At 66.6% G+C, this 21,391-nt stretch carries 19 protein-coding genes and 2 rRNA genes; 16 read left to right on the top strand and 5 right to left on the bottom strand.

The annotated features are described in order from the left end of the window. Positions 1-8: 8 nt before the first annotated feature. Positions 9-123, top strand: a 5S ribosomal RNA gene (gene rrf, locus V3B41_RS13615). Positions 124-256: 133 nt separating this feature from the next. Beyond that, positions 257-371: ribosomal RNA gene (gene rrf, locus V3B41_RS13620) — 5S ribosomal RNA — on the top strand. A 315-nt stretch (positions 372-686) separates the two neighbouring features. On the opposite strand, the gene V3B41_RS13625 is transcribed toward rrf (V3B41_RS13620), so the two are convergent. Further along, complete coding sequence (locus V3B41_RS13625; protein WP_049426975.1) at positions 687-2,402, bottom strand: M28 family metallopeptidase; 1,716 nt, start codon at positions 2,400-2,402, stop codon at positions 687-689. 86 nt (positions 2,403-2,488) lie between these two features. Further along, positions 2,489-3,151 carry a hypothetical protein gene (locus tag V3B41_RS13630; RefSeq protein WP_049426973.1) on the bottom strand — a complete coding sequence of 221 codons (663 nt, stop codon included), beginning with the start codon at positions 3,149-3,151 and terminating at the stop codon, positions 2,489-2,491. Positions 3,152-3,246: 95 nt separating this feature from the next. Here V3B41_RS13630 and V3B41_RS13635 point away from each other — a divergent pair, with 95 nt between their 5' ends. Both V3B41_RS13635 and V3B41_RS13640 read left to right on the top strand, forming a co-directional pair. Continuing rightward, positions 3,247-4,548, top strand: a complete 1,302-nt coding sequence (locus tag V3B41_RS13635) for a peptidoglycan DD-metalloendopeptidase family protein (protein ID WP_049426970.1) — start codon at positions 3,247-3,249, stop codon at positions 4,546-4,548. Between the two features lie 108 nt (positions 4,549-4,656). Next, positions 4,657-6,099, top strand: a complete 1,443-nt coding sequence (locus V3B41_RS13640) for a S41 family peptidase (RefSeq protein ID WP_329861395.1) — start codon at positions 4,657-4,659, stop codon at positions 6,097-6,099. An 84-nt stretch (positions 6,100-6,183) separates the two neighbouring features. Here V3B41_RS13640 and V3B41_RS13645 read toward each other — a convergent pair whose 3' ends face one another. Beyond that, entirely contained in the window at positions 6,184-6,876 is a 693-nt protein-coding gene (locus tag V3B41_RS13645) for a rhomboid family intramembrane serine protease (protein WP_005407784.1), read from the bottom strand. Positions 6,877-7,103: 227 nt separating this feature from the next. Between V3B41_RS13645 and V3B41_RS13650 the strand changes: the two genes are divergently transcribed. Together V3B41_RS13650 and pnuC are read left to right on the top strand one after the other, a co-directional pair. Continuing rightward, the gene (locus V3B41_RS13650) at positions 7,104-8,531 is read left to right on the top strand and encodes an outer membrane protein transport protein (RefSeq protein WP_100443750.1); all 1,428 of its coding nucleotides are present in this window, start codon (positions 7,104-7,106) and stop codon (positions 8,529-8,531) included. Between the two features lie 142 nt (positions 8,532-8,673). Then, positions 8,674-9,246 (top strand): nicotinamide riboside transporter PnuC, encoded by a 573-nt coding sequence (gene pnuC / locus V3B41_RS13655; RefSeq protein WP_049426965.1) that lies wholly within the window; start codon positions 8,674-8,676, stop codon positions 9,244-9,246. A 119-nt stretch (positions 9,247-9,365) separates the two neighbouring features. On the opposite strand, the gene putA is transcribed toward pnuC, so the two are convergent. Continuing rightward, positions 9,366-12,584, bottom strand: a complete 3,219-nt coding sequence (putA, locus tag V3B41_RS13660) for a bifunctional proline dehydrogenase/L-glutamate gamma-semialdehyde dehydrogenase PutA (protein WP_197650575.1) — start codon at positions 12,582-12,584, stop codon at positions 9,366-9,368. Positions 12,585-12,858: 274 nt separating this feature from the next. Between putA and V3B41_RS13665 the strand changes: the two genes are divergently transcribed. The 6 genes from V3B41_RS13665 to V3B41_RS13690 all read left to right on the top strand — a co-directional run bounded on the left by V3B41_RS13665 (position 12,859) and on the right by V3B41_RS13690 (position 17,676). Beyond that, on the top strand, positions 12,859-13,335 hold the full coding sequence (locus V3B41_RS13665) for a DUF2244 domain-containing protein (RefSeq protein ID WP_014035721.1): 477 nt from the start codon (positions 12,859-12,861) through the stop codon (positions 13,333-13,335). 11 nt (positions 13,336-13,346) lie between these two features. Then, entirely contained in the window at positions 13,347-14,303 is a 957-nt protein-coding gene (gene coxB / locus V3B41_RS13670) for a cytochrome c oxidase subunit II (protein ID WP_049426964.1), read from the top strand. A 62-nt stretch (positions 14,304-14,365) separates the two neighbouring features. Continuing rightward, on the top strand, positions 14,366-15,973 hold the full coding sequence (gene ctaD, locus V3B41_RS13675) for a cytochrome c oxidase subunit I (RefSeq protein WP_005407790.1): 1,608 nt from the start codon (positions 14,366-14,368) through the stop codon (positions 15,971-15,973). Between the two features lie 8 nt (positions 15,974-15,981). After that, entirely contained in the window at positions 15,982-16,200 is a 219-nt protein-coding gene (locus V3B41_RS13680) for a hypothetical protein (protein WP_197620466.1), read from the top strand. After that, positions 16,197-16,787, top strand: coding sequence for a cytochrome c oxidase assembly protein (locus tag V3B41_RS13685; protein WP_019336368.1), 591 nt, complete (start codon positions 16,197-16,199; stop codon positions 16,785-16,787). Before V3B41_RS13680 ends, V3B41_RS13685 begins: the two co-directional genes overlap by 4 nt. Before the next feature lie 13 nt (positions 16,788-16,800). Beyond that, positions 16,801-17,676 (top strand): cytochrome c oxidase subunit 3, encoded by an 876-nt coding sequence (locus tag V3B41_RS13690; RefSeq protein WP_049426961.1) that lies wholly within the window; start codon positions 16,801-16,803, stop codon positions 17,674-17,676. A gap of 20 nt (positions 17,677-17,696) precedes the next feature. Here V3B41_RS13690 and V3B41_RS13695 read toward each other — a convergent pair whose 3' ends face one another. Then, positions 17,697-17,915, bottom strand: coding sequence for a twin transmembrane helix small protein (locus V3B41_RS13695; RefSeq protein ID WP_005412025.1), 219 nt, complete (start codon positions 17,913-17,915; stop codon positions 17,697-17,699). 57 nt (positions 17,916-17,972) lie between these two features. Here V3B41_RS13695 and V3B41_RS13700 point away from each other — a divergent pair, with 57 nt between their 5' ends. Genes V3B41_RS13700 through cyoE form a run of 4 tightly spaced genes read left to right on the top strand, consistent with a single transcriptional unit; the run spans position 17,973 to position 21,365 of the window. Then, the gene (locus V3B41_RS13700; RefSeq protein ID WP_295549371.1) at positions 17,973-18,710 is read left to right on the top strand and encodes an SURF1 family protein; all 738 of its coding nucleotides are present in this window, start codon (positions 17,973-17,975) and stop codon (positions 18,708-18,710) included. Positions 18,711-18,723: 13 nt separating this feature from the next. Next, positions 18,724-19,293, top strand: a complete 570-nt coding sequence (locus V3B41_RS13705; RefSeq protein ID WP_197620462.1) for a hypothetical protein — start codon at positions 18,724-18,726, stop codon at positions 19,291-19,293. A 10-nt stretch (positions 19,294-19,303) separates the two neighbouring features. After that, entirely contained in the window at positions 19,304-20,467 is a 1,164-nt protein-coding gene (locus V3B41_RS13710; RefSeq protein ID WP_197633243.1) for a COX15/CtaA family protein, read from the top strand. Positions 20,468-20,471: 4 nt separating this feature from the next. Further along, on the top strand, positions 20,472-21,365 hold the full coding sequence (gene cyoE / locus V3B41_RS13715) for a heme o synthase (protein ID WP_005407798.1): 894 nt from the start codon (positions 20,472-20,474) through the stop codon (positions 21,363-21,365). The last annotated feature ends 26 nt before the right edge of the window (positions 21,366-21,391 follow it).

The following is a 21,391-nucleotide window of genomic DNA, read 5'->3' on the forward strand; positions in this document are numbered from 1 at the left end:
AAAGCCTCCCTGGTGAAATTAGCGCTGTGGAACCACCCGATCCCATCCCGAACTCGGAAGTGAAACGCAGCTGCGCCGATGGTAGTGTGGCTCAAGCCATGCGAGAGTAGGTCATCGCCAGGGTTTACACCCAAAACCCCGCTGCTCACGCAGCGGGGTTTTTCTTATTAAGTGAAGGCACTGCATTTTCCGGGTGGCTTCCGCCCCAAGGGCAAGATCGCGAAGCTGGCGCTGCAAGCGCTGCTGCAACCGTCTCCCTGGTGAAATTAGCGCTGTGGAACCACCCGATCCCATCCCGAACTCGGAAGTGAAACGCAGCTGCGCCGATGGTAGTGTGGCTCAAGCCATGCGAGAGTAGGTCATCGCCAGGGTTTACACCCAAAACCCCGCTGCCGCCGCAGCGGGGTTTTTCTTTGTGCGCGGGAAACGCCGGTAGTGCCGACCGCTGGCCGGCAAGCCGATGGCGGCACATCGCCCGGTAGATCCACGCCATGCGTGGATACCCTGCGCGAGGAAGCATGGCGCCAACCAAGGTTGGCCGCTACCAATCGATGCCGGCCAGCGGCCGGCACTACCGGTAGATCCACACCCGCCGTGGATGAGCCGCCGACAGCACGCAAAAAAAAGCGGCGCCCCGTGGGGCGCCGCTTGAACCTCAACGATGTTCAGTCGAGCAGGGCTCGCCCTTACTTGGCCGAAGCCTTGTCCTTCATCATCGCGTCGCGGGCCGCCTTGAACGGGTTGCCTGCATACCAGTTCGGCCAACGATCACCACCGGCCAGCTCCTTGCCGACGCCGTACATCAACTGCAGGTCTTCGACCGTACCGTCCAGCTTCCAGGTGGACGCATCGAACTCGTCCTTCGGGCCGTGGTAACGGTTGGCACCATAGTCGGCCGCGGCCTTGCGGCCGGCGTCCACGCCGCCCTCGCGCAGGTCCTCGCCACCATCGGCGTACAGTGCCGGCACGCCGGCCTTGGCGAAGTTGAAATGGTCCGAACGGAAGTAGAAGCCGCTCTGCACCGAAGTCTCACCGTGCAGGGTACGGCCCTGGGCCGCAGCCAGCGGCTTGAGGATGTCTTCCAGTTCCGAGCTGCCGAAGCCGGTGACGGTCACGTCCTTGGCACGGCCGGCCACCGACATCGCATCAATGTTGATCACACCGGCGATCTTGTCCAGCGGGAAGGTCGGGTGGGAGACGTAGTACTTCGAACCCAGCAGGCCGGACTCTTCCAGGGTCACTGCCAGGAACACCACCGAACGTTCCGGCTTCGGATCCTGGTGGGCCATTGCTTCGGCCACCTCAAGGATGCCCGCCACGCCGGTCGCGTTGTCGACCGCACCGTTGTAGATGTTGTCGCCGGTTTCACCCTCGTGCTTGCCCAGGTGGTCCCAGTGCGCCATGTACAGTACGGCCTCGTCGGCACGCTTGCTGCCCGGCAGCACGCCCACCACGTTGCGCGACTGCTTCTGCGCGATCTGGCTCTTCAGGTCGACCGCGGCGGTGGCCTTCAGCGGCACCGGCTTGAAGCCGCGCTTGCTCGCATCCTTGTAAGCCTGCGCCAGGTCCAGGCCGGCACCGGCAAACAGCGCCTTGGCGGCGTCGGCACTCAGCCAGCCCTGTACCGGAATACGGGCTTCCGGGTCATCCTTGGCCGGCAGGTCGTACTGCGGTCCGGCCCAGGAGTTCTTCACCACATCCCAGCCGTAGGACGCGCCGGCGGTGTCGTGCACGATCAGCGCGGCAGCGGCGCCCTTGCGGGCGGCTTCCTCGAACTTGTACGTCCAGCGGCCGTAGTAGGTCATGCGCTTGCCGTCGAACAGCTTCGCGTCGTTGACGTGGAAGCCCGGATCGTTGACGAACATCACGACCGTCTTGCCCTTCCAGTCCTGGCCGGCATAGTCGTTCCACTTCTGTTCCGGCGCATCGACGCCGTAGCCGACGAACACCAGATCGCTGGCATCAACCTTCACCTCGGCCTGGCCGGTACGGGTGCCGACCACCATGTCGGTGCCGAACTTCAGCTCGGTGGTCTTGCCACCCTGGGTGATCTTCAGCACAGTCGATGCGTCGGCCGTGGTTTCGGTCATCGGCACGTCCTGGAACCAGCTGTCGCCGTTGCCCGGCTGCAGACCGATGCGCTGCATCTGGTCGCGGATGTAGTTGACCGTCAGTTCCTCGCCCTTGCTGCCCGGGGCGCGGCCTTCGAATTCATCCGACGCCAGCGTCTTGACCATCTCGGCGAAGTCGCCGGCGTTGATCTCCGGGGAGAACTGATGAGCGGCCGGCTTCGGGGCAGCGGCAGCGGTATCGGCGGCCGGCGCGGTGGCCGGCGTGGTTTCGCCTTTGCAGGCACTGAGCGCGGCCGCGGCGGCCAGGCACAGGAGGAGTTTGCGGGGCATCGTCTATTCCTGGAGAACAAAGGGCGGCCGCACGTCGCGCACGGCCGGTGTCAGCGAGTATCACCGAACCGGGCGGTCCGGTGCGCTCAGTCCGCCGGAGCGGTTTCGGTGTCGAACGGGATCGGCTCGGCGCCGGTAACCGGCCCGATACGGGCAGTGCGATGCACGTACAGCACCACCTCGCGTTCGAACTGGAGGGGGCCGCTGACAACGGCATTCGGGCCGACGATCACACGCGGCTTGCGGCTGGCGGTGAGCGAGACGCTGAAGTTCGGCTTGCGCACGTGCACACCGCCGTTGACCTGGGAACCGATGCCGACGGTGATGTCACCGTTGACGGTCTCCACATCCTTGCCGACGCGGCTTTCGACCAGGCCGATGCCACCGTTCACGGTCTCGACACCGCCTTCGATCTGGCTGCCGCGATCGGTGAAGATGCTGCCGTTGACGGTGCTGACGCTGCCGTGTGCGATCACCTCGCGGCCCAGGCGTACGCCGCCGTTGACCGTTTCAATCTTGCCGGTACGTGCACGGTCGGCAACCTTGACCCCGCCGTTGACGGTGTCGATGCTGCCGGTCTCGACGCCTTCGCCGACGCGGATGCCGCCGTTGACGGTATCCAGCTTGCCGTAGCGTTGGCCGGCGTCGGCGCTGATGCTGCCGTTGACCTTGCTGATGTTCTCCTGCGCACAGACCGGCCCGGTGGCCAGTAGTACGCCCAACAGCAGCGGAATGGAAAGAGTTTTCATGGCGACCTCGATGGATGTGCGGCTGGCAGGCCGCGTGCGGAGATGTCACCATTCCCCGGTACCCCCTGCAACTGCCTGAAGTCACTGGAAAGCCCTTGCGCGACAACGTCTTCCCATCACGCCGACATCACATCGCCGCTGCCCGCGGCGGGCGCTGGCTGCTGCTGGGGCTGGCGTTGGCGCTGGCCCTGCCGCTGCCCAGCGGTGCGCAGACCACCCGCGAGACCGAGCGCAAGCTGCAGAAACTGCGTACCGAACTGAAGGGCGTGGCGCAGGAGCGACGGCAGATCGAGGGCCAGCGCGGCCAGGCCTCGCAACAACTGCGCGAGGCCGACGAGAAGGTAGCCCGCACCGGCCGTGCCCTTGCGCAGACGGAAGCCGCGCTGCGCGAGCAGGGCCGCGCCTTGGCCGAAGCCGAACAGCGCCGCAACACCCTGCAGACCAACCTGGCCCAGCAGCACCGCGAACTGGCCGGGCTGTTGCGCGCGGCGTATCAGCTGGGCAACCACGCACCGCTGAAGCTGCTGCTGTCGCAGGACACGGTGGCCGATGCCAACCGTGCCCTGGCCTACCACCGCTACCTGCAGCGCGAGCGCGCACAGCGCATCACCACGCTGACCGCCGACCTGAAGGAACTGGAAGCGGTGCAGGCGCAGATCGCCGAGCGCAAGCAGAAGCTGCAGGGGGCGCAGCAGGACCAGAAGCAGCAGGCAGCCGCCCTGGAAGCCGATCGCCGCGATCGCGCAAAGACGGTGGCCTCGCTGGACGAACGCTTCAAGGACCAGCGCGAGAAGGAACAGGCGCTGGGCCAGGATGCCAAGGCACTGGAAACGCTGCTGGCGAACCTGCGTGCCGCCGCGGCCCGGGCCGAAGCCGAGCGCCGCGCCGCCGCGCGTCGAGCAGCCGCTGAAAAGGCTGCTGCCGAGCGTGCCGCACGCCAGGCCGCCGCGCAGGGCCGTCCGCCACCGCCGCCCACCAAGGTCCCGCCTGCCGTGGCCTCTGCGCCGGCGCCGAAGGTCGGTGGCCTGGGCTGGCCGTTGTCGGGCAACCTGCTGGCCCGCTACGGCGGAAAGCTGCCCGACGGCCGCACCAGCAGCGGTGTGCTGATCGGCGCGCCCGCCGGCAGCACCGTCACTGCCGTGGCCGACGGCACCGTGGTGTTTTCCGACTGGATGACCGGCTACGGCATGATCCTGATTGTCGATCACGGCAACGGCTACATGAGCCTGTACGCACACAACGACACCCTGCTGAAGGATGCCGGCGCGCGGGTCAGCCGTGGCGATGCGGTGGCCAAGGTCGGCAATTCCGGCGGCCAGGGCGTCACCGCGCTGTACTTCGAGCTGCGCCGTGGCGGGCAGCCGGTGAACCCCGACAGCTGGCTGCAGCGGCGCTGAATCCAGCGCCTCCGCGTGCAGGGCGGATTCAACGGGAATTTAGCTGTGCTTCGCGCATAATCGACGCATGTGCCTTGGGCACGATGCCAACGTCGACAGGAGTGATCCATGCGCGCAGCCCGTACCGCCACCCTCTTGCTGGCCCTGTTGCCGGCGCTGTCCTGGGCGCAGCAGACCGCGCCCGCCCCCAGCCAGGAAACCAGCGGGCAGGCAGCGAACAGCGAGGAGGCGGTGACCTCGAAGGTGCCGCTGGAGGACATCCGCCGCTTCGTGGCCGTGTACAACGCGGTGCGTGCCGCCTATGTCGACCCGGTCGATGACAAGAAGCTGATGCAGTCGGCCGTGCGTGGCCTGCTGCTCGACCTTGATCCGCACAGCACCTACTTCAACAAGGAAGACGCGCAGGCCTTCGACGAACAGGCCAACGGCGCCTACGAGGGCATCGGCGTGGAGCTGCAGCAGCAGCCGGACAACGCCAGCATGAAGGTGATTTCGCCGATCGACGACACGCCGGCGGCCAAGGCCGGCATCCTCGCCGGCGACCTGATCATTGCCATCGACGGCAAGCCGATCAGCGCGATCGATGCCAGCGAACCGCTGCGTGGCCCGGCCGGCAGCAAGGTGGTGCTGACCATCGTGCGCGACGGCAAGCCGAAGCCGTTCGATGTCAGCCTCACCCGCCAGACCATCCGCGTGACCAGCGTGCGCAGCCGTCTGCTGGAGCCGGGCTATGGCTACATCCGCCTCAGCACCTTCCAGGCCGATACCGGTTCGGACTTCCAGAAGCACGTGCAGCAGCTGCAGAAGCAGTCCGGTGGCCAGCTCAAGGGCCTGGTGCTGGACCTGCGCAGCAACCCGGGTGGCCTGCTGACGGCCGCCGTGCAGGTGGCCGACGATCTGCTCGACAAGGGCAACATCGTCAGTACCCGTGGCCGCATCAGCATCAGCGATGCCCGATTCGACGCGACCCCGGGCGACCTGCTGAAGGGCGCACCGGTGGTGGTACTGGCCGATGCCGGCTCGGCCAGTGCCTCGGAAGTGCTGGCCGGCGCGCTGCGCGACAACAAGCGCGCACGCGTGGTCGGCAGCCGCACCTTCGGCAAGGGCTCGGTGCAGACCGTGCTGCCGCTGGACAACGGGGATTCGGTGAAGCTGACCACGGCGCGCTATTACACGCCCACCGGCAAGTCGATCCAGGCCACCGGCATCGTGCCGGACGTTGAGTTGAAACCCGCCCCGACGCCGGCCGACGATGCGCTGCCGGCCAGCCTGAGCGATTACAGCGAAGCGACCCTCCCGGGCCACCTGCGCGGCGACGACGAAGGCACCGAGGGCTACCACGCCGGCGCGGTGCTGCCGGGCGACGGCCCGATCAACGATGCGCTGGCCGAACTGAAGAATCCCGGTTCGGTAGCTGCACGGTTGAAGGCCGAAGCGGCCAAGGCAGATGCGGCCAAGGCCGCGAAGGCCGCTGCGGCGAAGCCGGAAACGAAGGCCGAGCCAAAGCCGGAAGCAAAGCCCGCACCGGCCCCGGCGCCGGCCAAGCCCTGACGGTAGCGCCGGGCCATGCCCGGCGCCGGCCCAAGGGCGGAAGAAGAAAACAAATGCCGGGCAGCGGCCGGCACTACCGGGCGGTCAGAACCCGTGCCGCTTGCGCAGCCGGCGCGCGATCGCAGCGCGCACGTACACGCCATACACCAAGCCAAACACGAAGCCGCCGATGTGGGCCCACCAGGCCACCATGCCGAAGCTCGGGCCGATATGGGCGAACACCACCTGCAGCGCGGCCCACACGCCGATCAGCAGGTAGGCCGGGGCACGCACGAACTCCAGGAACAGGCCAAGCGGGATCACCACGCCCAGCCGCGCACCCGGGAACAGGGCCAGGTAGGCGCCGATCAGCGCCGACACCGCGCCGCTGGCGCCGATGATGATCTGGTCCGGGCTGCCCATGGTGTAGATCGCCACCAGATTGGATACCGCGCCGCCGACCAGGAACAGCAGCAGCAGCCGCCACGGGCCCAGCACCCGCTCGGCCGGCAGGCCGAAGATCAGCAGGAACACCAGATTGCCCAGCAGGTGCGACCAGTCCGCGTGCAGGAACAGGGCGGTGAACAGGCGAAGCACGCTGCCGTCCTGCAGCGTCGCCCACCAGTCGAGCGGGTGGGTCAGGCCGGTGGACAGGGCGCCCCAGTCCAGCCAGAGGCTGCCGCGGGCATCGTCCGGGCGCGAGATCGACCACAGGAACGCCAGCCACAGTGCCGCAAACAGCACGGGTGTGGCCCAGCGCAGGGCCGCCTTCTTGCGCGACGGGAGGGAGACGAACATGGCACTAGCCTAGCGTGCGGGCGCTTGCGACGGGGATTGTCCTGTTCAGCTTTTGAGACGAAAAAACCGCCTGCGCCGTTATTGTTTCATTAACGGCTCTGGGTAATACTCGCATACGGCGTCGTATGTCGGGAGGGGAATCCGGCGCGCTTCGACGGGCCTCCGGGCCTGCCGGGCGCAGGCGCACTCAGAGCACCATCACCGCTTACCGGAGAGAGAGAACTACGATGCAAACCGCTTCCACCATTGCCCGACTGACCCTGCTGGCCGTCGGCGTTGCCGGTGCGCTGGCCGCCGCCGATGCCAATGCTGCCGCCTTCCAGCTGAAGGAAAACAGCGCCAAGGGCCTGGGCCGCGCGTTCGCCGGCTCCACCTCGACCGAAGGTGACGCCTCGGTCATCGCCACCAACCCGGCCTCCATGCGCCTGCTCGACGGCACCCTGGTCCAGGGCGACGTCAGCGCCATCAGCTTCGGCGCCAAGTTCCGCGGCCAGGGCCAGTACGGCAACGGCGCGCCGATTTCCGGTGGCAACGGCGGCGACGCCGGCATGATCGCCCCGGTTCCGGCCGCCTACTTCCACCTGCCGTTCGGCGAGAAGGAGAACATGCACTTCGGCGCCTCGCTGACCGTGCCGTTCGGCTTCAAGACCGAATACGACCGTGACTGGGTCGGCCGCTACAACGGCGTCAAGACCGAGCTGCAGGCGATCGACCTGGGCGTGGCGTTCTCCTACGACGTCAACCCGTACCTGTCGTTCGGTGCGTCGGTGTTCGCCGAGCGCCTGAACGTCGACCTGACCAGCGCCGTCGATACCGGCACCGCGATCAACGCCAGCGCCCAGCAGAAGGCAGCCGCTGCCGTGCTGGCTGCCGGTGGTACCCCGGCTCAGGCCCTGGCCGCCTCGAGGCAGGCCGCTGCGGCCTTGGCCCAGCAGGGCTTCGCCCCGGGCACCGCCGATGGCTTCCTGCGCATCAAGGGCGATGAAGTGTCGGTCGGCTACACCCTGGGCATGACGGTCACCCCGGTGGAAGGCACCAACATCGCCTTCAGCTACCGCTCGAAGGTCGAGCACAAGATCACCGACGGCAAGGCCGACTTCACCATCCCGCAGAACGCTGCCGCCTTCCTGGCCGCGGCCGCCCCGGGTACCTTCATCGACAGCAACGGCCGCGCCACCATCACCCTGCCGGCCAGCGCCACCGTGGGCTTCACCCACCGCGTGAACGACCAGTGGCAGATCATGGCCGAAGTCACGCGCACGGCGTGGAGCAAGTTCGACCAGGTCACCGTCGACTATGATTCCAACCAGCCGGACAGCGTGCTGCCGTTCCACTACCGCGACACCACCTTCGCGTCGATCGGTACTGATTTCCGCGTGAACGACAAGCTGACCCTGCGTGGCGGCCTGGCCTATGACCAGACCCCGACCACCGACGCCCACCGCGACGTGCGCGTGCCGGACACCACCCGTAAGTGGCTGTCGCTGGGCCTGACCTACGCCGCTTCGGACAAGATGGAATACAGCGTGGGCTACACCCACCTGTTCACCAAGGATCCGAACATCACCTCGACCTCGGTCACCGGCAACACCGTGACCGGCAAGTACAAGGTCAGTGGCGACGTGCTGGCAGCTTCGATGCAGTACAAGTTCTGATGCAGGCCCTGGCCTGAAGCAGCACACGGAAGGCCCCGCGTAAGCGGGGCTTTCTTTTGGGTGGGTTTCGGGCCATCCACGCATGGCGAGGATCTTCTGGGCAGAGCAGCCATCCACGTCGTGGATCCACGACAATGGCGCCATGAACCTGTCCGACCCGAACTTCCAGTTGGAGCTGGCTGCCAACATCGCCGTCGCCGGCTCGATCCTGCTGGCGGGCCGCAACAACGTGCACACCTGGTGGCTGGGCATCGTAGGCTGCGCACTGTTCGCCGCGGTGTTCGAGCGTTCGCACCTGTATGCGGACATGGTGCTGCAGTTCTTCTTCATCGCCATCAGCGTGCTGGGCTGGTGGCAGTGGCTGCGTGGTGACCATGGTGCACCTCTGCCGATTACTTCATTGCGGCCGCGCGCCTGGGCCTGGCTGGCGCCGCTGGCGGTAGTGGCCACCTTCGGCTACGGCTGGATGCTGACCCGCCTGACCAGCGCCTACGCGCCGTACATCGATTCGGCGGTGCTGGTACTGAGCGTGATCGCGCAGATCCTGATGATGCGCCGCAAGCTGGAATCGTGGTGGGTGTGGCTGCTGGTGAACACCGTGGCGGTGCCGCTGTACTACAGCCGAGGCCTGCACCTGACCTCTATCCTTTACATCGGTTTCTGGATAAACGCGCTGGTCGCCCTGCGCCACTGGCGCAAGCTGATGCGGGTGTAGAGCCGAGCCCATGCTCGGCTACGCCAGGAAAGCCGAGCATGGGTTCGGCTCTACAGGAAGAAAAACCACAAAAAACCCCGCTTTCGCGGGGTTTTTCGTTTACCGCATCAACCGGGCGATCAGTCGCCCAGGGTCAGCAGCGAGGCGTTGCCGCCGGCGGCAGTGGTGTTCACCGTCACCGTCTTTTCGGTGGCGAAGCGCAGCAGGTAGTGCGGGCCACCGGCCTTCGGACCGGTGCCGGACAGGCCCTGGCCGCCGAACGGCTGCACGCCGACCACCGCACCGATCTGGTTGCGGTTGACGTAGACGTTGCCGACGTGGACGCCGTTGCTGATGCGGTCGACGGTCTCGTCGATGCGCGAATGCACGCCCAGGGTCAGGCCGTAGCCGGTGGCGTTGATCTGGTCGATCACTGCATCGAGCTGGTCACCCTTCCAGCGGATCACGTGCAGGACCGGCCCGAAGATTTCCTTGTGCAGCTGGCCCAGGTCCTTCAGTTCATACGCACGCGGTGCGAAGAAGGTGCCATTGGCGGCTTCGGCGGACAGCTCGGCGGCAGCGATCAGGCGCGCTTCGCGGTCCATGCGTTCGGCGTGGTCCTGCAGGATCTTCAGTGCATCGGCGTCGATCACCGGGCCGACGTCGGTGGACAGCAGGCCGGGGTTGCCGACCTTCAGCTCCTTCATCGCACCGGCCAGCATGGTCATCACCTTGTCGGCGATGTCGTCCTGCACGAACAGCACGCGCGCGGCCGAGCAGCGCTGGCCGGCCGAGGTGAAGGCCGAACCGATGGCGTCCTTGACCAGCTGCTCCGGCAGCGCCGAGGAGTCGGCGATGAAGGCATTCTGGCCGCCGGTCTCGGCAATCAGCACACCGATGGCGGCATCGCGTGCGGCCATCGCGCGGTTGATCGCACGGGCGGTGTCGGTGGAGCCGGTGAAGGCGACGCCGGCCACGCGCGGATCGGCGGTGAGCGCGGCACCGACGGTGGCGCCGTCGCCGGGCAGGAACTGCACCACCTCGGCCGGCACGCCGGCGTCGTGCAGCAGCTTCACCGCGTAGTAGCCGATCAGGTTGGTCTGCTCGGCGGGCTTGGCGATGACGCTGTTGCCGGCGGCGAGTGCAGCGGCCACCTGGCCCAGGAAGATCGCCAGCGGGAAGTTCCACGGGCTGATGCAGACGAACACGCCGCGGCCGTGCAGCTGCAGCTCGTTGGATTCACCGGTCGGGCTCGGCAGCTTTTCGGCGTGGCTGAACTGCTCGCGCGCCTGCTTGGCGTAGTAGCGCAGGAAGTCCACCGCTTCGCGCACTTCGGCGATGCTGTCGGGCAGGCTCTTGCCGGCTTCCTTCACGCACAGCGCCATGAACTCCGGCATGCGCGCTTCCAGCTGGTCGGCGGCGTGCTCGAGGATGGCGGCGCGGCTGGCGGCCGGGGTGCGGTTCCAGGCCGGCTGCGCGGCCACGGCATTGGCCAGGGCCTTCTGCACGGTGGCGGCGTCGGCGGCCAGCCACTGGCCGACCACTTCGCGGGTGTCGGCCGGGTTGGTCACCGGCAGCGCAGCGCCGGCCGGGTTGGCACCGGGCACCAGCGGGGCGGCCTGCCAAGGCTTCACAGCCGCGTTGATCTGCTCGGCCAGGTCGCGCAGTTCGTTGTCGTTGGCGAGGTTGGCGCCCATGGAGTTCTTCCTGTCGTGGTTCTGGCTGCGCAGCAGGTCAACCGGCAGCGGGATCTTGGGATGCGGAATCGATGCGAACGAGGCGACCATCTCGACCGGATCGCGGATCAGGTCGGCGATCGGCACGCGCTCGTCGGTGATGCGGTTGACGAAGCTGGAGTTGGCGCCGTTTTCCAGCAGGCGACGCACCAGGTACGGCAGCAGGTCTTCATGCGAACCGACCGGCGCATACACGCGGCAGGGCAGGCCCAGGCGGTCGGCCGGCACCACTTCTGCGTACAGGTCGTCACCCATGCCGTGCAGCTTCTGGTGTTCGTACACGCCGCCGTTGGCGATGCTGCGCACCGCGGCAATGGTGTGCGCGTTGTGCGTGGCGAACATCGGGTAGATCGCATCGGCATGCGTGAACAGGCGCTTGGCGCAGGCCAGGTAGGAGACGTCGGTGTTCTGCTTGCGGGTGAACACCGGGTAGCCCGGATAGCCTTCGATCTGCGCGCGCTTGATCTCGGCATCCCAGTAGGCGCCCTTGACCAGGCGCACCTGCAGGCGGCGACCGGCGCGGCGCGCCATGTCGGCCAGGTGGTCGATCGTGTACGGGGTGCGCTTCTGGTAGGCCTGCACGACCACGCCGAAACCATCCCAGCCGGCCAGCGAGGCGTCGGAGAACACCTGCTCGATGATGTCCAGCGACAGTTCCAGGCGGTCGGATTCTTCGGCGTCGACGGTGCAGCCAATGCCGTAGCTCTTGGCCAGCTGTGCCAGTTCCAGCACGCCCGGCACCAGGTCCTTCAGCACGCGCTCGCGCTTGGCGTGCTCGTAGCGTGGGTACAGCGCCGACAGCTTGATCGAGATGCCTGGTGCGTTGTTGACGTCGCCGTCCGGACGGCCGCCGCGTGCCTTGTGATCGCCGCCGATGGCGTGGATCGCACGACGGTAGTCTTCCAGGTAGCGCAGTGCATCCTTCATGGTCAGCGCGCCTTCGCCGAGCATGTCGAACGAGTAGCGGTAGCTGGCGTTGTCGCCCTTGTGCGAGCGCGCCAGCGCTTCGCTGATGGTGCGGCCCATGACGAACTGGTGGCCCATGATCTTCATCGCCTGGCGCACGGCCAGGCGCACCACCGGCTCACCGACGCGGCCGACCAGGCGCTTGAATGCGCTGGGCGCATCGGCGCGGGTGGCGTCGTTCATCTGCACCAGCTTGCCGGTCAGCATCAGGCCCCAGGTGGAGGCGTTGACCAGCACCGAGTCGCTGCCGCCCAGGTGCTTTTCCCAGTCGGCATCGGCCAGCTTGTCGCGGATCAGCTTGTCCGCGGTGTCCTGGTCCGGAATGCGCAGCAGCGCCTCGGCCACGCACATCAGCAGCACGCCTTCCTCGCTGCCCAGGTCGTACTGGCGCATGAAGGCTTCGATCGCGCCCTGGTCCTTGGCACGCACGCGCACGCGGCCGACCAGGTCGGCGGCCAGCGCCTGTACCCGGGCCTGTTCCTCGGCGGGCAGGCGGGCCTGCGCCAGCAGTTCGCGCACGTGGCTGGCCTCGTCCTTCAACCAGGCATCGGTGATGGCCTGGCGGAACGGGTTGGGGGGCGCCGGCAGTTCCGGCGACAGCAGCGCGCCGGGACGCGGGGCGTCGCTGGCGGCAGGGGAGGAGGAAGGTGCGTTCATGCCGGTCCGGCCAATGGAAAACTTGGCGATTTTAAACATTTTTGCGGCCTTCGGAAGTGCCGCGCAGACACCTTCATGAAGGGCTGATAGCCCCTAACGGTGGTGGATTCGGCGTGTTCATAAATCCTGCTAATATTTGTGCCGAATTCGTCATTCGCGCCGCCGACCTCATGCTGTGTTGCAGCATCTGAAAAAGTGTGAATGCACCCTTGCTACCGGCGAGAGGGCGGGGCTACCATCGAGACGTTTCCCGCGGCAGGAACGCGGTTGCGACATGATCGAGGTGCTTCCAGCTCCGGATGGGTCAGGTACGCAGCTGCGGCTGCGTCCCCCACGGGCGCTCGATGCCCGGCAGTTCGTCCTGTTGTTCACCGTGTTGTCGGGTGCGATGTGGCTGGTGTCCGCCTTCGGGTGGTTGGCCGGCAATGCGTTCGCCCCCCTGTTCGCGCTGCTGTACAGCCTGGTGCTGGCGGCGGCGCTGCGTGCCTTGTGGCGCAGTGGTGAACGGCAGGAGGAGATCCGGGTAGTGCCGGCGTACGTGGAGGTCATTCCCGTACCCGGTGGATCGCCGGTGTTCCGGGCCCACCCCCACTGGGTGCGCCTGCTCACCGACGATGAGAGGGTCCGGCTGGCATCCAGCGGCCGGCAGGTGGAGGTGGGGAGTTTCCTCGCGCCGGCCGAACGTCAGACGCTCGCAGAGACACTTGAAAGCTTGCTCGCCGCCAGCGATGGCGGCAACCGACGACGCTAAGGGTCTAGGCAATGAAGCAAAGCAGCAGGTGGGGCACGAAGTGCGTGAACGCGGTTGCCGCAGTGCTGGCGACCGGGGGACTGATGCCGGCGTTGGCCTGGGCCCAGGCGGCCGATCCCAAGCCGTGGCAGCTGAACATGGGCAAGGGGGTGACCCAGACCTCGCGCCTGGCCTGGGAATCGAACAACCTCTCGTTGATCATCTGCACGGTGATCGGCGTCATCGTGTTCGGGGCGATGGCCTACGCCATCTTCAAGTTCCGCAAATCCAAGGGCGCGGTCGCGGCCACCTTCAGCCACAACACCAAGGCCGAGATCATCTGGACGGTGATCCCGGTGATCATCCTGATCGTGATGGCATGGCCGGCCACGGCCAACCTGATCAAGATGTACGACACCCGCGATGCCGAGATGACGGTGAAGGTCACCGGCTACCAGTGGATGTGGAAGTACGAATACCTCGGCGAGAACGTCACCTTCACCAGCCGCCTGGACCGCGAGTCCGACCGGGTGCGGCAGAGCGGCGTCGTGCCGACCCGCGAGAGCCATCCGCACTACCTGCTGGATGTCGACAACCGTCTGGTGCTGCCGGTCGATACCAAGGTGCGCTTCGTCATCACCTCCGACGACGTGATCCACGCCTGGTGGGTGCCGGCGCTGGGCTGGAAGCAGGACGCCATCCCCGGTTTCATCAACGAGGCCTGGACCAGCATCGAGCAGCCCGGCGTGTACCGCGGGCAGTGCGCCGAGCTGTGCGGCAAGGACCACGGCTTCATGCCGATCGTGGTCGAGGCGGTGTCCAAGGAAGACTTCAAGCAGTGGCTGGCGCAGCGCAAGCCTGCACCGCCGGCCGAGCCCGCTTCCCCTGCGGCACCTGCAGAACCGGCTGCACCTGCGAGCGAAGCACCGGCAGCACCTGCCGCTGCCGAAGCCGGCAGCGCACCTGCCACCGCAGCCAGCGGCGCGTGATGTAAAGCCCGCGGCCGCCTGCTGCGGCCGTGGTGACAACCGATTCTGAGAGGTGTTTTGCAATGGCGCACTCGGCAGTTGGGCACGACGATCACCATCACCACCAGAGCTTCTTTGAGCGTTGGTTCTTCTCGACCAACCACAAGGACATCGGCACGCTGTACCTGGGTTTCAGCTTCATCATGTTCATCATCGGTGCGGCGATGAGCGTGGTGATCCGCGCCGAGCTGGCGCAGCCGGGCCTGCAGTTCGTCAAGCCCGAGTTCTTCAACCAGATGACCACCGTGCATGCGCTGGTGATGATCTTCGGCGGTGTGATGCCGGCCTTCGTCGGCCTGGCCAACTGGATGATCCCGCTGCAGATCGGCGCGCCGGACATGGCGCTGCCGCGCATGAACAACTGGTCGTTCTGGCTGCTGCCGGTGGCCTTCAGCCTGCTGCTGCTGACCCTGTTCCTGCCCGGTGGTGCACCGGCCGGTGGCTGGACCCTGTACCCGCCGCTGTCGCTGCAGGGTGGCTACAACGTCGCCTTCAGCGTGTTCGCCATCCATGTGGCCGGCATCAGTTCGATCATGGGCGCGATCAACATCATCGCCACCGTGCTCAACATGCGCGCGCCGGGCATCGACCTGCTGAAGATGCCGATCTTCTGCTGGGCCTGGCTGATCACCGCGTTCCTGCTGATCGCGGTGATGCCGGTGCTGGCCGGCGCGGTGACCATGCTGCTGACCGACAAGTTCTTCGGCACCAGCTTCTTCAACGCCGCCGGTGGCGGTGACCCGGTGATGTACCAGCACATCTTCTGGTTCTTCGGGCATCCCGAGGTCTACATCATGATCCTGCCCGCGTTCGGCGTGGTCAGCGAGATCATCCCGACCTTCAGCCGCAAGCCGCTGTTCGGCTACCAGGCGATGGTGTATGCCACCGCCGCGATCGCGTTCCTGTCGTTCATCGTCTGGGCCCACCACATGTTCACCGTGGGCATGCCGCTGGGTGGTGAGATCTACTTCATGTTCGCCACCATGCTGATCTCGATCCCCACCGGCGTGAAGGTGTTCAACTGGGTCAGCACGATGTGGCGCGGTTCGCTCACGTTCGAAGCGCCGATGCTGTGGTCGGTGGCCTTCGTCATCCTGTTCACCATCGGTGGCTTCTCCGGCCTGATGCTGGCCATCGTCGCCGCCGACTTCCAGTACCACGACACCTACTTCGTGGTGGCCCACTTCCACTACGTGCTGGTGACCGGCGCAGTGTTCGCGCTGATCGCGGCGGTGTACTACTGGTGGCCGAAGTGGACCGGGCGCATGTACAGCGAGAAGTGGGCCAAGGTGCACTTCTGGTGGTCGATCGTGTTCGTCAACCTGCTGTTCTTCCCGCAGCACTTCCTCGGCCTGGCCGGCATGCCGCGCCGCATTCCCGATTACAGCGTGGCGTTTGCCGACTGGAACCTGATCAGCTCGATCGGTGCGTTCGGCATGTTCGTCACGCCGTTCATGATGGCCGCGATCCTGCTGTCGTCGCTGCGCAACGGCGAGAAGGCCGAAGCGCGGAGCTGGGAAGGCGCGCGTGGCCTGGAGTGGACGTTGCCGTCGCCGGCACCGGCACACACCTTCACCACGCCGCCGACCATCCGCCCAGGGGACCTGGCGCATGACGACATCACGCATTGAGGTGGGGCATGCATAACGAGAGCCCGCTGCAGACCTGTAGAGCCGAGCCATGCTCGGCTGACGTGGAGCAGCCGAGCATGGCCCGGCTCCACAACAGCCCGGGCGACGCCCCGGAAAACGACATCGAACTGCAACGCCAGCGCGCCAGGCGCACCGCAGCCTGGGTCGGCGCCATCGCCGTGCTGGTCTACGTCGGCTTCATCCTCAGTGGGGTGATCGGCCGATGAGCGACGCACCGGCCACCGCGACCTCACGCAGTGCCGGGCTGCCGCGCCTGATCGGCGTGGCGGTGGCGGTGTTCCTGCTGACGTTCTCGCTGGTGCCGCTGTATCGCATCGCCTGCGAGAAGGTGTTCGGCGTGCGCCTGGAGCGCGGCCCCGGCAGCGAAGCCAGTGCGGGTGCGGCGTCCGGCAAGCGCACCGTACGGGTGGAATTCGATGGTGGCGTCAACTCGCGCCTGCCGTGGTCGTTCCATCCCGAACAGCTGACCATGGACGTGGTGCCCGGTGAACTCAACGAGGCCCTGTACTTCGCCCGCAACGACAGCCAGCAGGCCGTGGTCGGCAGTGCGGTGCCTTCGGTGGCACCGGCGCGCGCGTCGGGTTTCTTCAGCAAGACCGAATGTTTCTGTTTCACCGCGCAGACGCTGCAGGCCGGCGAGAAGCGCGACATGCCGGTGCGCTTCATCGTCGATCCGGACCTGCCGCCGGAGATCAGGACGATCACCTTGTCCTACACCTTCTACCGCAACGACGCGTTGTCCGATCGGCTGGCTCCGGCCGCCACCTCGGAAGGCGCGCACGCCGCACCCTGACCCGGATACCGACATGGCCCAGACACCGACCGACGCCAACGTGTACTTCGTCCCGGCCCAGAGCAAATGGCCGTTCGTGGGTTCCATCGCGATGATGGTGACCATGGTGGGCGTGGCCAGCTGGCTCAACGATGCCAGCTGGGGACGCTGGACGTTCTACCTCGGCATCGCGATGCTGGTGCTGACCCTGTTCTGGTGGTTCAGTGACGTGGTGCGCGAATCGCAGGCCGGCAACTACAACCATCAGGTCGATGGCTCGTTCCGGATGGGGATGATCTGGTTCATCTTCTCCGAGGTGATGTTCTTCGGCGCCTTCTTCGGCGCGCTGTTCTACACCCGCAACCTGGGCCTGTCGTGGCTCAGCGGCGAAGGCCGCGGGGTGATGACCAACGAACTGCTCTGGCAGGGCTATTCCGCCGGTTGGCCGACCAACGGCCCGGCGGCGATCGGTGGCGCCTTCCAGACCATCCCGGCCTGGGGCCTGCCGCTGATCAACACGCTGATCCTGCTCACCTCCGGCGTGACCCTGACCATCGCCCATCACGCGCTGAAGGCGGGCAACCGCCGCCAGCTGCTGATCTGGCTGGGCCTGACCGTGGTGCTCGGCCTCGGCTTCCTCACCCTGCAGGCGGAGGAGTACATCCATGCCTACAAGGAACTGAACCTGACGCTCGGCTCGGGCATCTACGGTTCGACGTTCTTCATGCTGACCGGCTTCCACGGCGCGCATGTGCTGCTGGGCACGATCATGCTGATCGTGATGTGGCTGCGTTCGGCCAAGGGACACTTCACCCGCGACAACCATTTCGGCTTCGAAGCCGCCGCGTGGTACTGGCACTTCGTCGACGTGGTGTGGCTGATGCTGTTCCTGTTCGTCTACGTGCTTTGACCGCGCACGCATCGGTGGCCTCAGCCGCCGATGCCGTGCGGTTTGATCCAGCCCATGTAGATGCTCACGATCACCAGCAGGATCAACGCCACCGACACCGCGATGCGACGTGTCAGTGCGTTGACCGTGCGCTTGGTCTGGCCGCGGTCGACCAGCAGGTAATACAGGCCGGCGCCCAGATTCCAGACGATGACGATCAGAAACGCGATTACCAGCAGGGTCTTCAGCGAATCACTCATGCGCGGCTCGAGGGCAGGGTGGATGTGCCTATCTGACCGCGTTTGTGCGGACTTGTCATGATGCGCCAGCACACGCGCGTGCTCGGATGGCTGCTGGCCGTGCTGGCAATGGCCGGTTTCACCGCATTGGGGCTGTGGCAGCTGCAGCGCATGCATGCCAAACAGGCAATGTTGGATGCACAAGTTCCAGCTGCAGCGCAGGTCCTGTCGCTGGCGCAGGCGCTGGCAGCACCCGGTGCGTTGCATGGCGTGGCCGATCACGGTCGCTTCCTTCCCGGCGTGGTGCTGCTGGACAACCAGACCCGGCACGGCCGCGCGGGGGTAAAGATCTACCGCCCGTTCCGCAGTGACGAAGGCAGCGTGCTGCTGGTCGATCTGGGATGGCGCGCGCTGCCGCCGGATCGCGCCCTGCCGGAGCTGCCCGCACCGCCTTCGCCGGTGGCCGTGCGTGGCCTGCTGGCACCGCCGCCGTCGGCCGGATTGGCACTCGGTCCCGCATTCTCCGCTACGGGGGAAGCGGGCCGCTGGCTGGCCAGCCGGTTGCCGGCCGAAGGCCTGGCCCGCGCGCTGGGGGTGCAGTCACTTCCCGATCGTGTACTGCGCCTGGACCCTTCACTGCCCTTCGGTGACGAGCGCGACCTGGACCTGCTGCCGAACACGCTGCCACCGCAGCGCCACCTGGGCTACGCCGTGCAGTGGTTCGGGCTGGCCCTGACCGTGCTGGTGGTGGCGCTGGTGCTGGAATGGCGCAGGAGGCGCGCCGTGGCCCGACCGGCATCCCGTACCCAACCATGAGAAAATGCCCCGCATGAACACTGCTACGTCCCCGCAGGTGCGCGGCTCAGGCCGCCGGACCCTGGTGCTGCTGTTTGCCGTGTTCTTCGGCGCGATGGCGCTGGCCGCCGTGCTGCGCTTCTCCGGTTGGCAGCCGACCGGGCACCGTAATGCCGGCCAGTTGCTGAAGCCGCCGGTGGATCTACGCCAGCAGGCTCCGACGCTGGCCAACGGCCAGCCCTATCCGTGGAACCCCGAGGCCCGGACCTGGCGCCTGCTGGTGGCGCCGGCCGGTGCCTGCGACGCACAGTGCGTCACTTTGTCGCAGGGACTGGGCAAGGTGTGGCAGCTGTTCGGCCATAACGCCGATAATGTCGAGATCCTGTGGCTGGGTACGCCACCGGCGTCGATCGCCTCGCTGCCCGCGCTGCGGCCGCTGGCTCCGTCGCCAGCCCTGCGCGCGGCATTGCCGGGCGTTGATGATCCGGCGGGACTGCCGGTCTACGTGATCGATCCGAACGGCTTCGTGATCATGCGCCATGCCCCCGGCAGTGACCTGGGGGGCCTGCGCAAGGACATGGCCACGTTGCTGAAACTGAAGTGAGTCCCGTTTGATGAGCCTTTCCGCGCGTCCGGCGCTGCACCGCAATTTCCACCGCCTGGCGTGGTTCGCCATGATCATGACCGCGAGCACGATCATGTTCGGCGCCTTCGTGCGCCTGTCCGATGCCGGCCTGAGCTGCCCGGACTGGCCGACCTGCTATGGCCAGGCCACCTGGCCGCAGCACGTGGAAGAAACCATCGGCCACCCGGCGGCGGAAATCCGCCCGCTGGAAACGCACAAGGCCTGGCGTGAGCAGGTGCACCGCTTCCTGGCCGGCGCGCTGGGCATCGAGATCCTGACCCTGGCGCTGCTGGCCACGCGCAAGCGGCGATTCGGAAGCACGGCGGTGGTGACCGCCTGCGTGCTGGTGGCCGCCGGCATACCGCTGTACATGATGGGCTGGCATGGCACCGCCAGTGCATTGGCCCTGATCGGCGAGGCGATCCTGCTGATCGCCGCGCTGCGCTGGAGCAACATCGACCTGGCGCGTGCTGCCCTGCTGACCCTGGCGGTGGTGATCTTCCAGGCCCTGCTGGGCATGTGGACGGTGACCCTGCTACTCAAGCCCATCGTGGTGATGGGCCACCTGCTGGGCGGCATGCTGATGTTCGCGCTGCTGGTGTGGATGGCCTGGCGCGCCACGCACATGCCGATCACCCTGGCCGAAGCTCCGAAGCTGAAGTGGGTGCTGCGCATCGGCGTTGCGGTGCTGGTCACCCAGATCGCACTGGGCGGCTGGGTCAGCGCCAACTACGCTGCGCTGGCCTGCGGCGGTGGCAGCGCCTCGCTGGACAATTTCCCGCGCTGCGCCAACCAATGGTGGCCGCAGCATAACTTCGTCGAAGGCTTCACCCTGTGGCGCGGCATCGGCGTGGACTACGAAGGCGGCGTGCTGGATGGTGCCTCGCGTATCGCCATCCAGATGGCGCATCGCCTGTTCGCGGTGGTGGTGGCCGTCTACCTGCTGTGGCTGGGCGTGCGCCTGTTCCGCCTGCCGAGCATGCGTGGCTGGGCCAGTGCGCTGATCGTGCTGCTGGTGCTGCAGGTCACCCTCGGCATCCTCAATGTGAAGCTGGCGCTGCCGCTGGAAGTGGCGGTGGCCCACAACGGCGTGGCCGTTGCCCTGTTGTTCGTGCTGGTCAGCCTGCTGGCCCGCCTGCGTGCCCCGGACTGATTCCATGTTTTCCAATTACCGCCAGTACTGGGACCTGACCAAGCCCAAGGTCGTCGCCCTGATCGTCTTCACTGCCCTGGTCGGCATGGTCCTGGCCATTCCGGGCGTGCCCAGCTGGGAGCAGGTGCGCGCCGGCGTGCTCGGTTTCCTCGGCATCTGGCTGGCGGCCTCGGCCGCCGCCGCCATCAACCAATTGCTGGATGCGCACATCGATGCGCAGATGGCGCGCACCTCGTGGCGTCCGCTGGTGGTGGGCAAGGTCAAGCCGTGGCAGGTGCTGGTGTTCGCCGGCGTGCTGATCGTGTTGTCGATGACCATCCTGGTGCTGTGGGTGAACCTGATCACCGCGGTGCTGACCTTCGCCTCGCTGATCGGCTATGCGGTGATCTACACCGTGTACCTGAAGCGCGCGACCTCGCAGAACATCGTCATCGGCGGCCTGGCCGGCGCGATGCCGCCGATGCTGGGCTGGGCCGCAGTGACCGGCATGCAGGGCTCGTCGGACTGGGCGTACTCGTCGCTGCTGGTGCTGATCATCTTCATCTGGACCCCGCCGCACTTCTGGGCGCTGGCGATCTTCCGCCGCGAGGACTACGCCAAGGCGGAAATTCCGATGCTGCCGGTGACCCACGGCGTGGTGCACACCCGCAAGCAGATCATGGTGTATTCGGTGGTGCTCGCACTGGTCTGCCTGCTGCCGTACCTGGTGGGCATGAGCGGCGCGTTCTACCTGGGCGGCGCGATCGTGCTCAACGCCGTGTTCCTCTGGTACGCCTGGCGCATGCTGAACCCGCCGGACGAACTGTTCTCGATGAAGATGTTCTACTACTCCATCGTGTACCTGATGGCGCTGTTCGCCTTCCTGCTGGTGGACCACTGGATCCTGCCCTGGTTGTAAAGCGACACCTGTAGAGCCGAGCCCAT

Origin of the sequence: Stenotrophomonas sp. SMYL89 (assembly GCF_036319985.1) — a bacterium.
GTDB lineage: Bacteria > Pseudomonadota > Gammaproteobacteria > Xanthomonadales > Xanthomonadaceae > Stenotrophomonas > Stenotrophomonas maltophilia_Q.

What these genes read in the sequence shown, in the direction of transcription:
- V3B41_RS13625 (WP_049426975.1), bottom strand. Translation starts at nt 2,402, where the DNA reads ATGCCCCGCAAACTCCTCCTGTGCCTGGCCGCCGCGGCCGCGCTCAGT.
- V3B41_RS13700 (WP_295549371.1), top strand. Translation starts at nt 17,973, where the DNA reads ATGATGCGCCAGCACACGCGCGTGCTCGGATGGCTGCTGGCCGTGCTG.
- cyoE (WP_005407798.1), top strand. Translation starts at nt 20,472, where the DNA reads ATGTTTTCCAATTACCGCCAGTACTGGGACCTGACCAAGCCCAAGGTC.
- V3B41_RS13705 (WP_197620462.1), top strand. Translation starts at nt 18,724, where the DNA reads ATGAACACTGCTACGTCCCCGCAGGTGCGCGGCTCAGGCCGCCGGACC.
- V3B41_RS13690 (WP_049426961.1), top strand. Translation starts at nt 16,801, where the DNA reads ATGGCCCAGACACCGACCGACGCCAACGTGTACTTCGTCCCGGCCCAG.
- V3B41_RS13650 (WP_100443750.1), top strand. Translation starts at nt 7,104, where the DNA reads ATGCAAACCGCTTCCACCATTGCCCGACTGACCCTGCTGGCCGTCGGC.
- coxB (WP_049426964.1), top strand. Translation starts at nt 13,347, where the DNA reads ATGAAGCAAAGCAGCAGGTGGGGCACGAAGTGCGTGAACGCGGTTGCC.
- V3B41_RS13695 (WP_005412025.1), bottom strand. Translation starts at nt 17,915, where the DNA reads ATGAGTGATTCGCTGAAGACCCTGCTGGTAATCGCGTTTCTGATCGTC.
- V3B41_RS13680 (WP_197620466.1), top strand. Translation starts at nt 15,982, where the DNA reads ATGCATAACGAGAGCCCGCTGCAGACCTGTAGAGCCGAGCCATGCTCG.
- V3B41_RS13710 (WP_197633243.1), top strand. Translation starts at nt 19,304, where the DNA reads ATGAGCCTTTCCGCGCGTCCGGCGCTGCACCGCAATTTCCACCGCCTG.
- V3B41_RS13645 (WP_005407784.1), bottom strand. Translation starts at nt 6,876, where the DNA reads ATGTTCGTCTCCCTCCCGTCGCGCAAGAAGGCGGCCCTGCGCTGGGCC.
- V3B41_RS13665 (WP_014035721.1), top strand. Translation starts at nt 12,859, where the DNA reads ATGATCGAGGTGCTTCCAGCTCCGGATGGGTCAGGTACGCAGCTGCGG.
- pnuC (WP_049426965.1), top strand. Translation starts at nt 8,674, where the DNA reads ATGAACCTGTCCGACCCGAACTTCCAGTTGGAGCTGGCTGCCAACATC.
- V3B41_RS13640 (WP_329861395.1), top strand. Translation starts at nt 4,657, where the DNA reads ATGCGCGCAGCCCGTACCGCCACCCTCTTGCTGGCCCTGTTGCCGGCG.
- V3B41_RS13685 (WP_019336368.1), top strand. Translation starts at nt 16,197, where the DNA reads ATGAGCGACGCACCGGCCACCGCGACCTCACGCAGTGCCGGGCTGCCG.
- putA (WP_197650575.1), bottom strand. Translation starts at nt 12,584, where the DNA reads ATGAACGCACCTTCCTCCTCCCCTGCCGCCAGCGACGCCCCGCGTCCC.
- V3B41_RS13630 (WP_049426973.1), bottom strand. Translation starts at nt 3,151, where the DNA reads ATGAAAACTCTTTCCATTCCGCTGCTGTTGGGCGTACTACTGGCCACC.
- ctaD (WP_005407790.1), top strand. Translation starts at nt 14,366, where the DNA reads ATGGCGCACTCGGCAGTTGGGCACGACGATCACCATCACCACCAGAGC.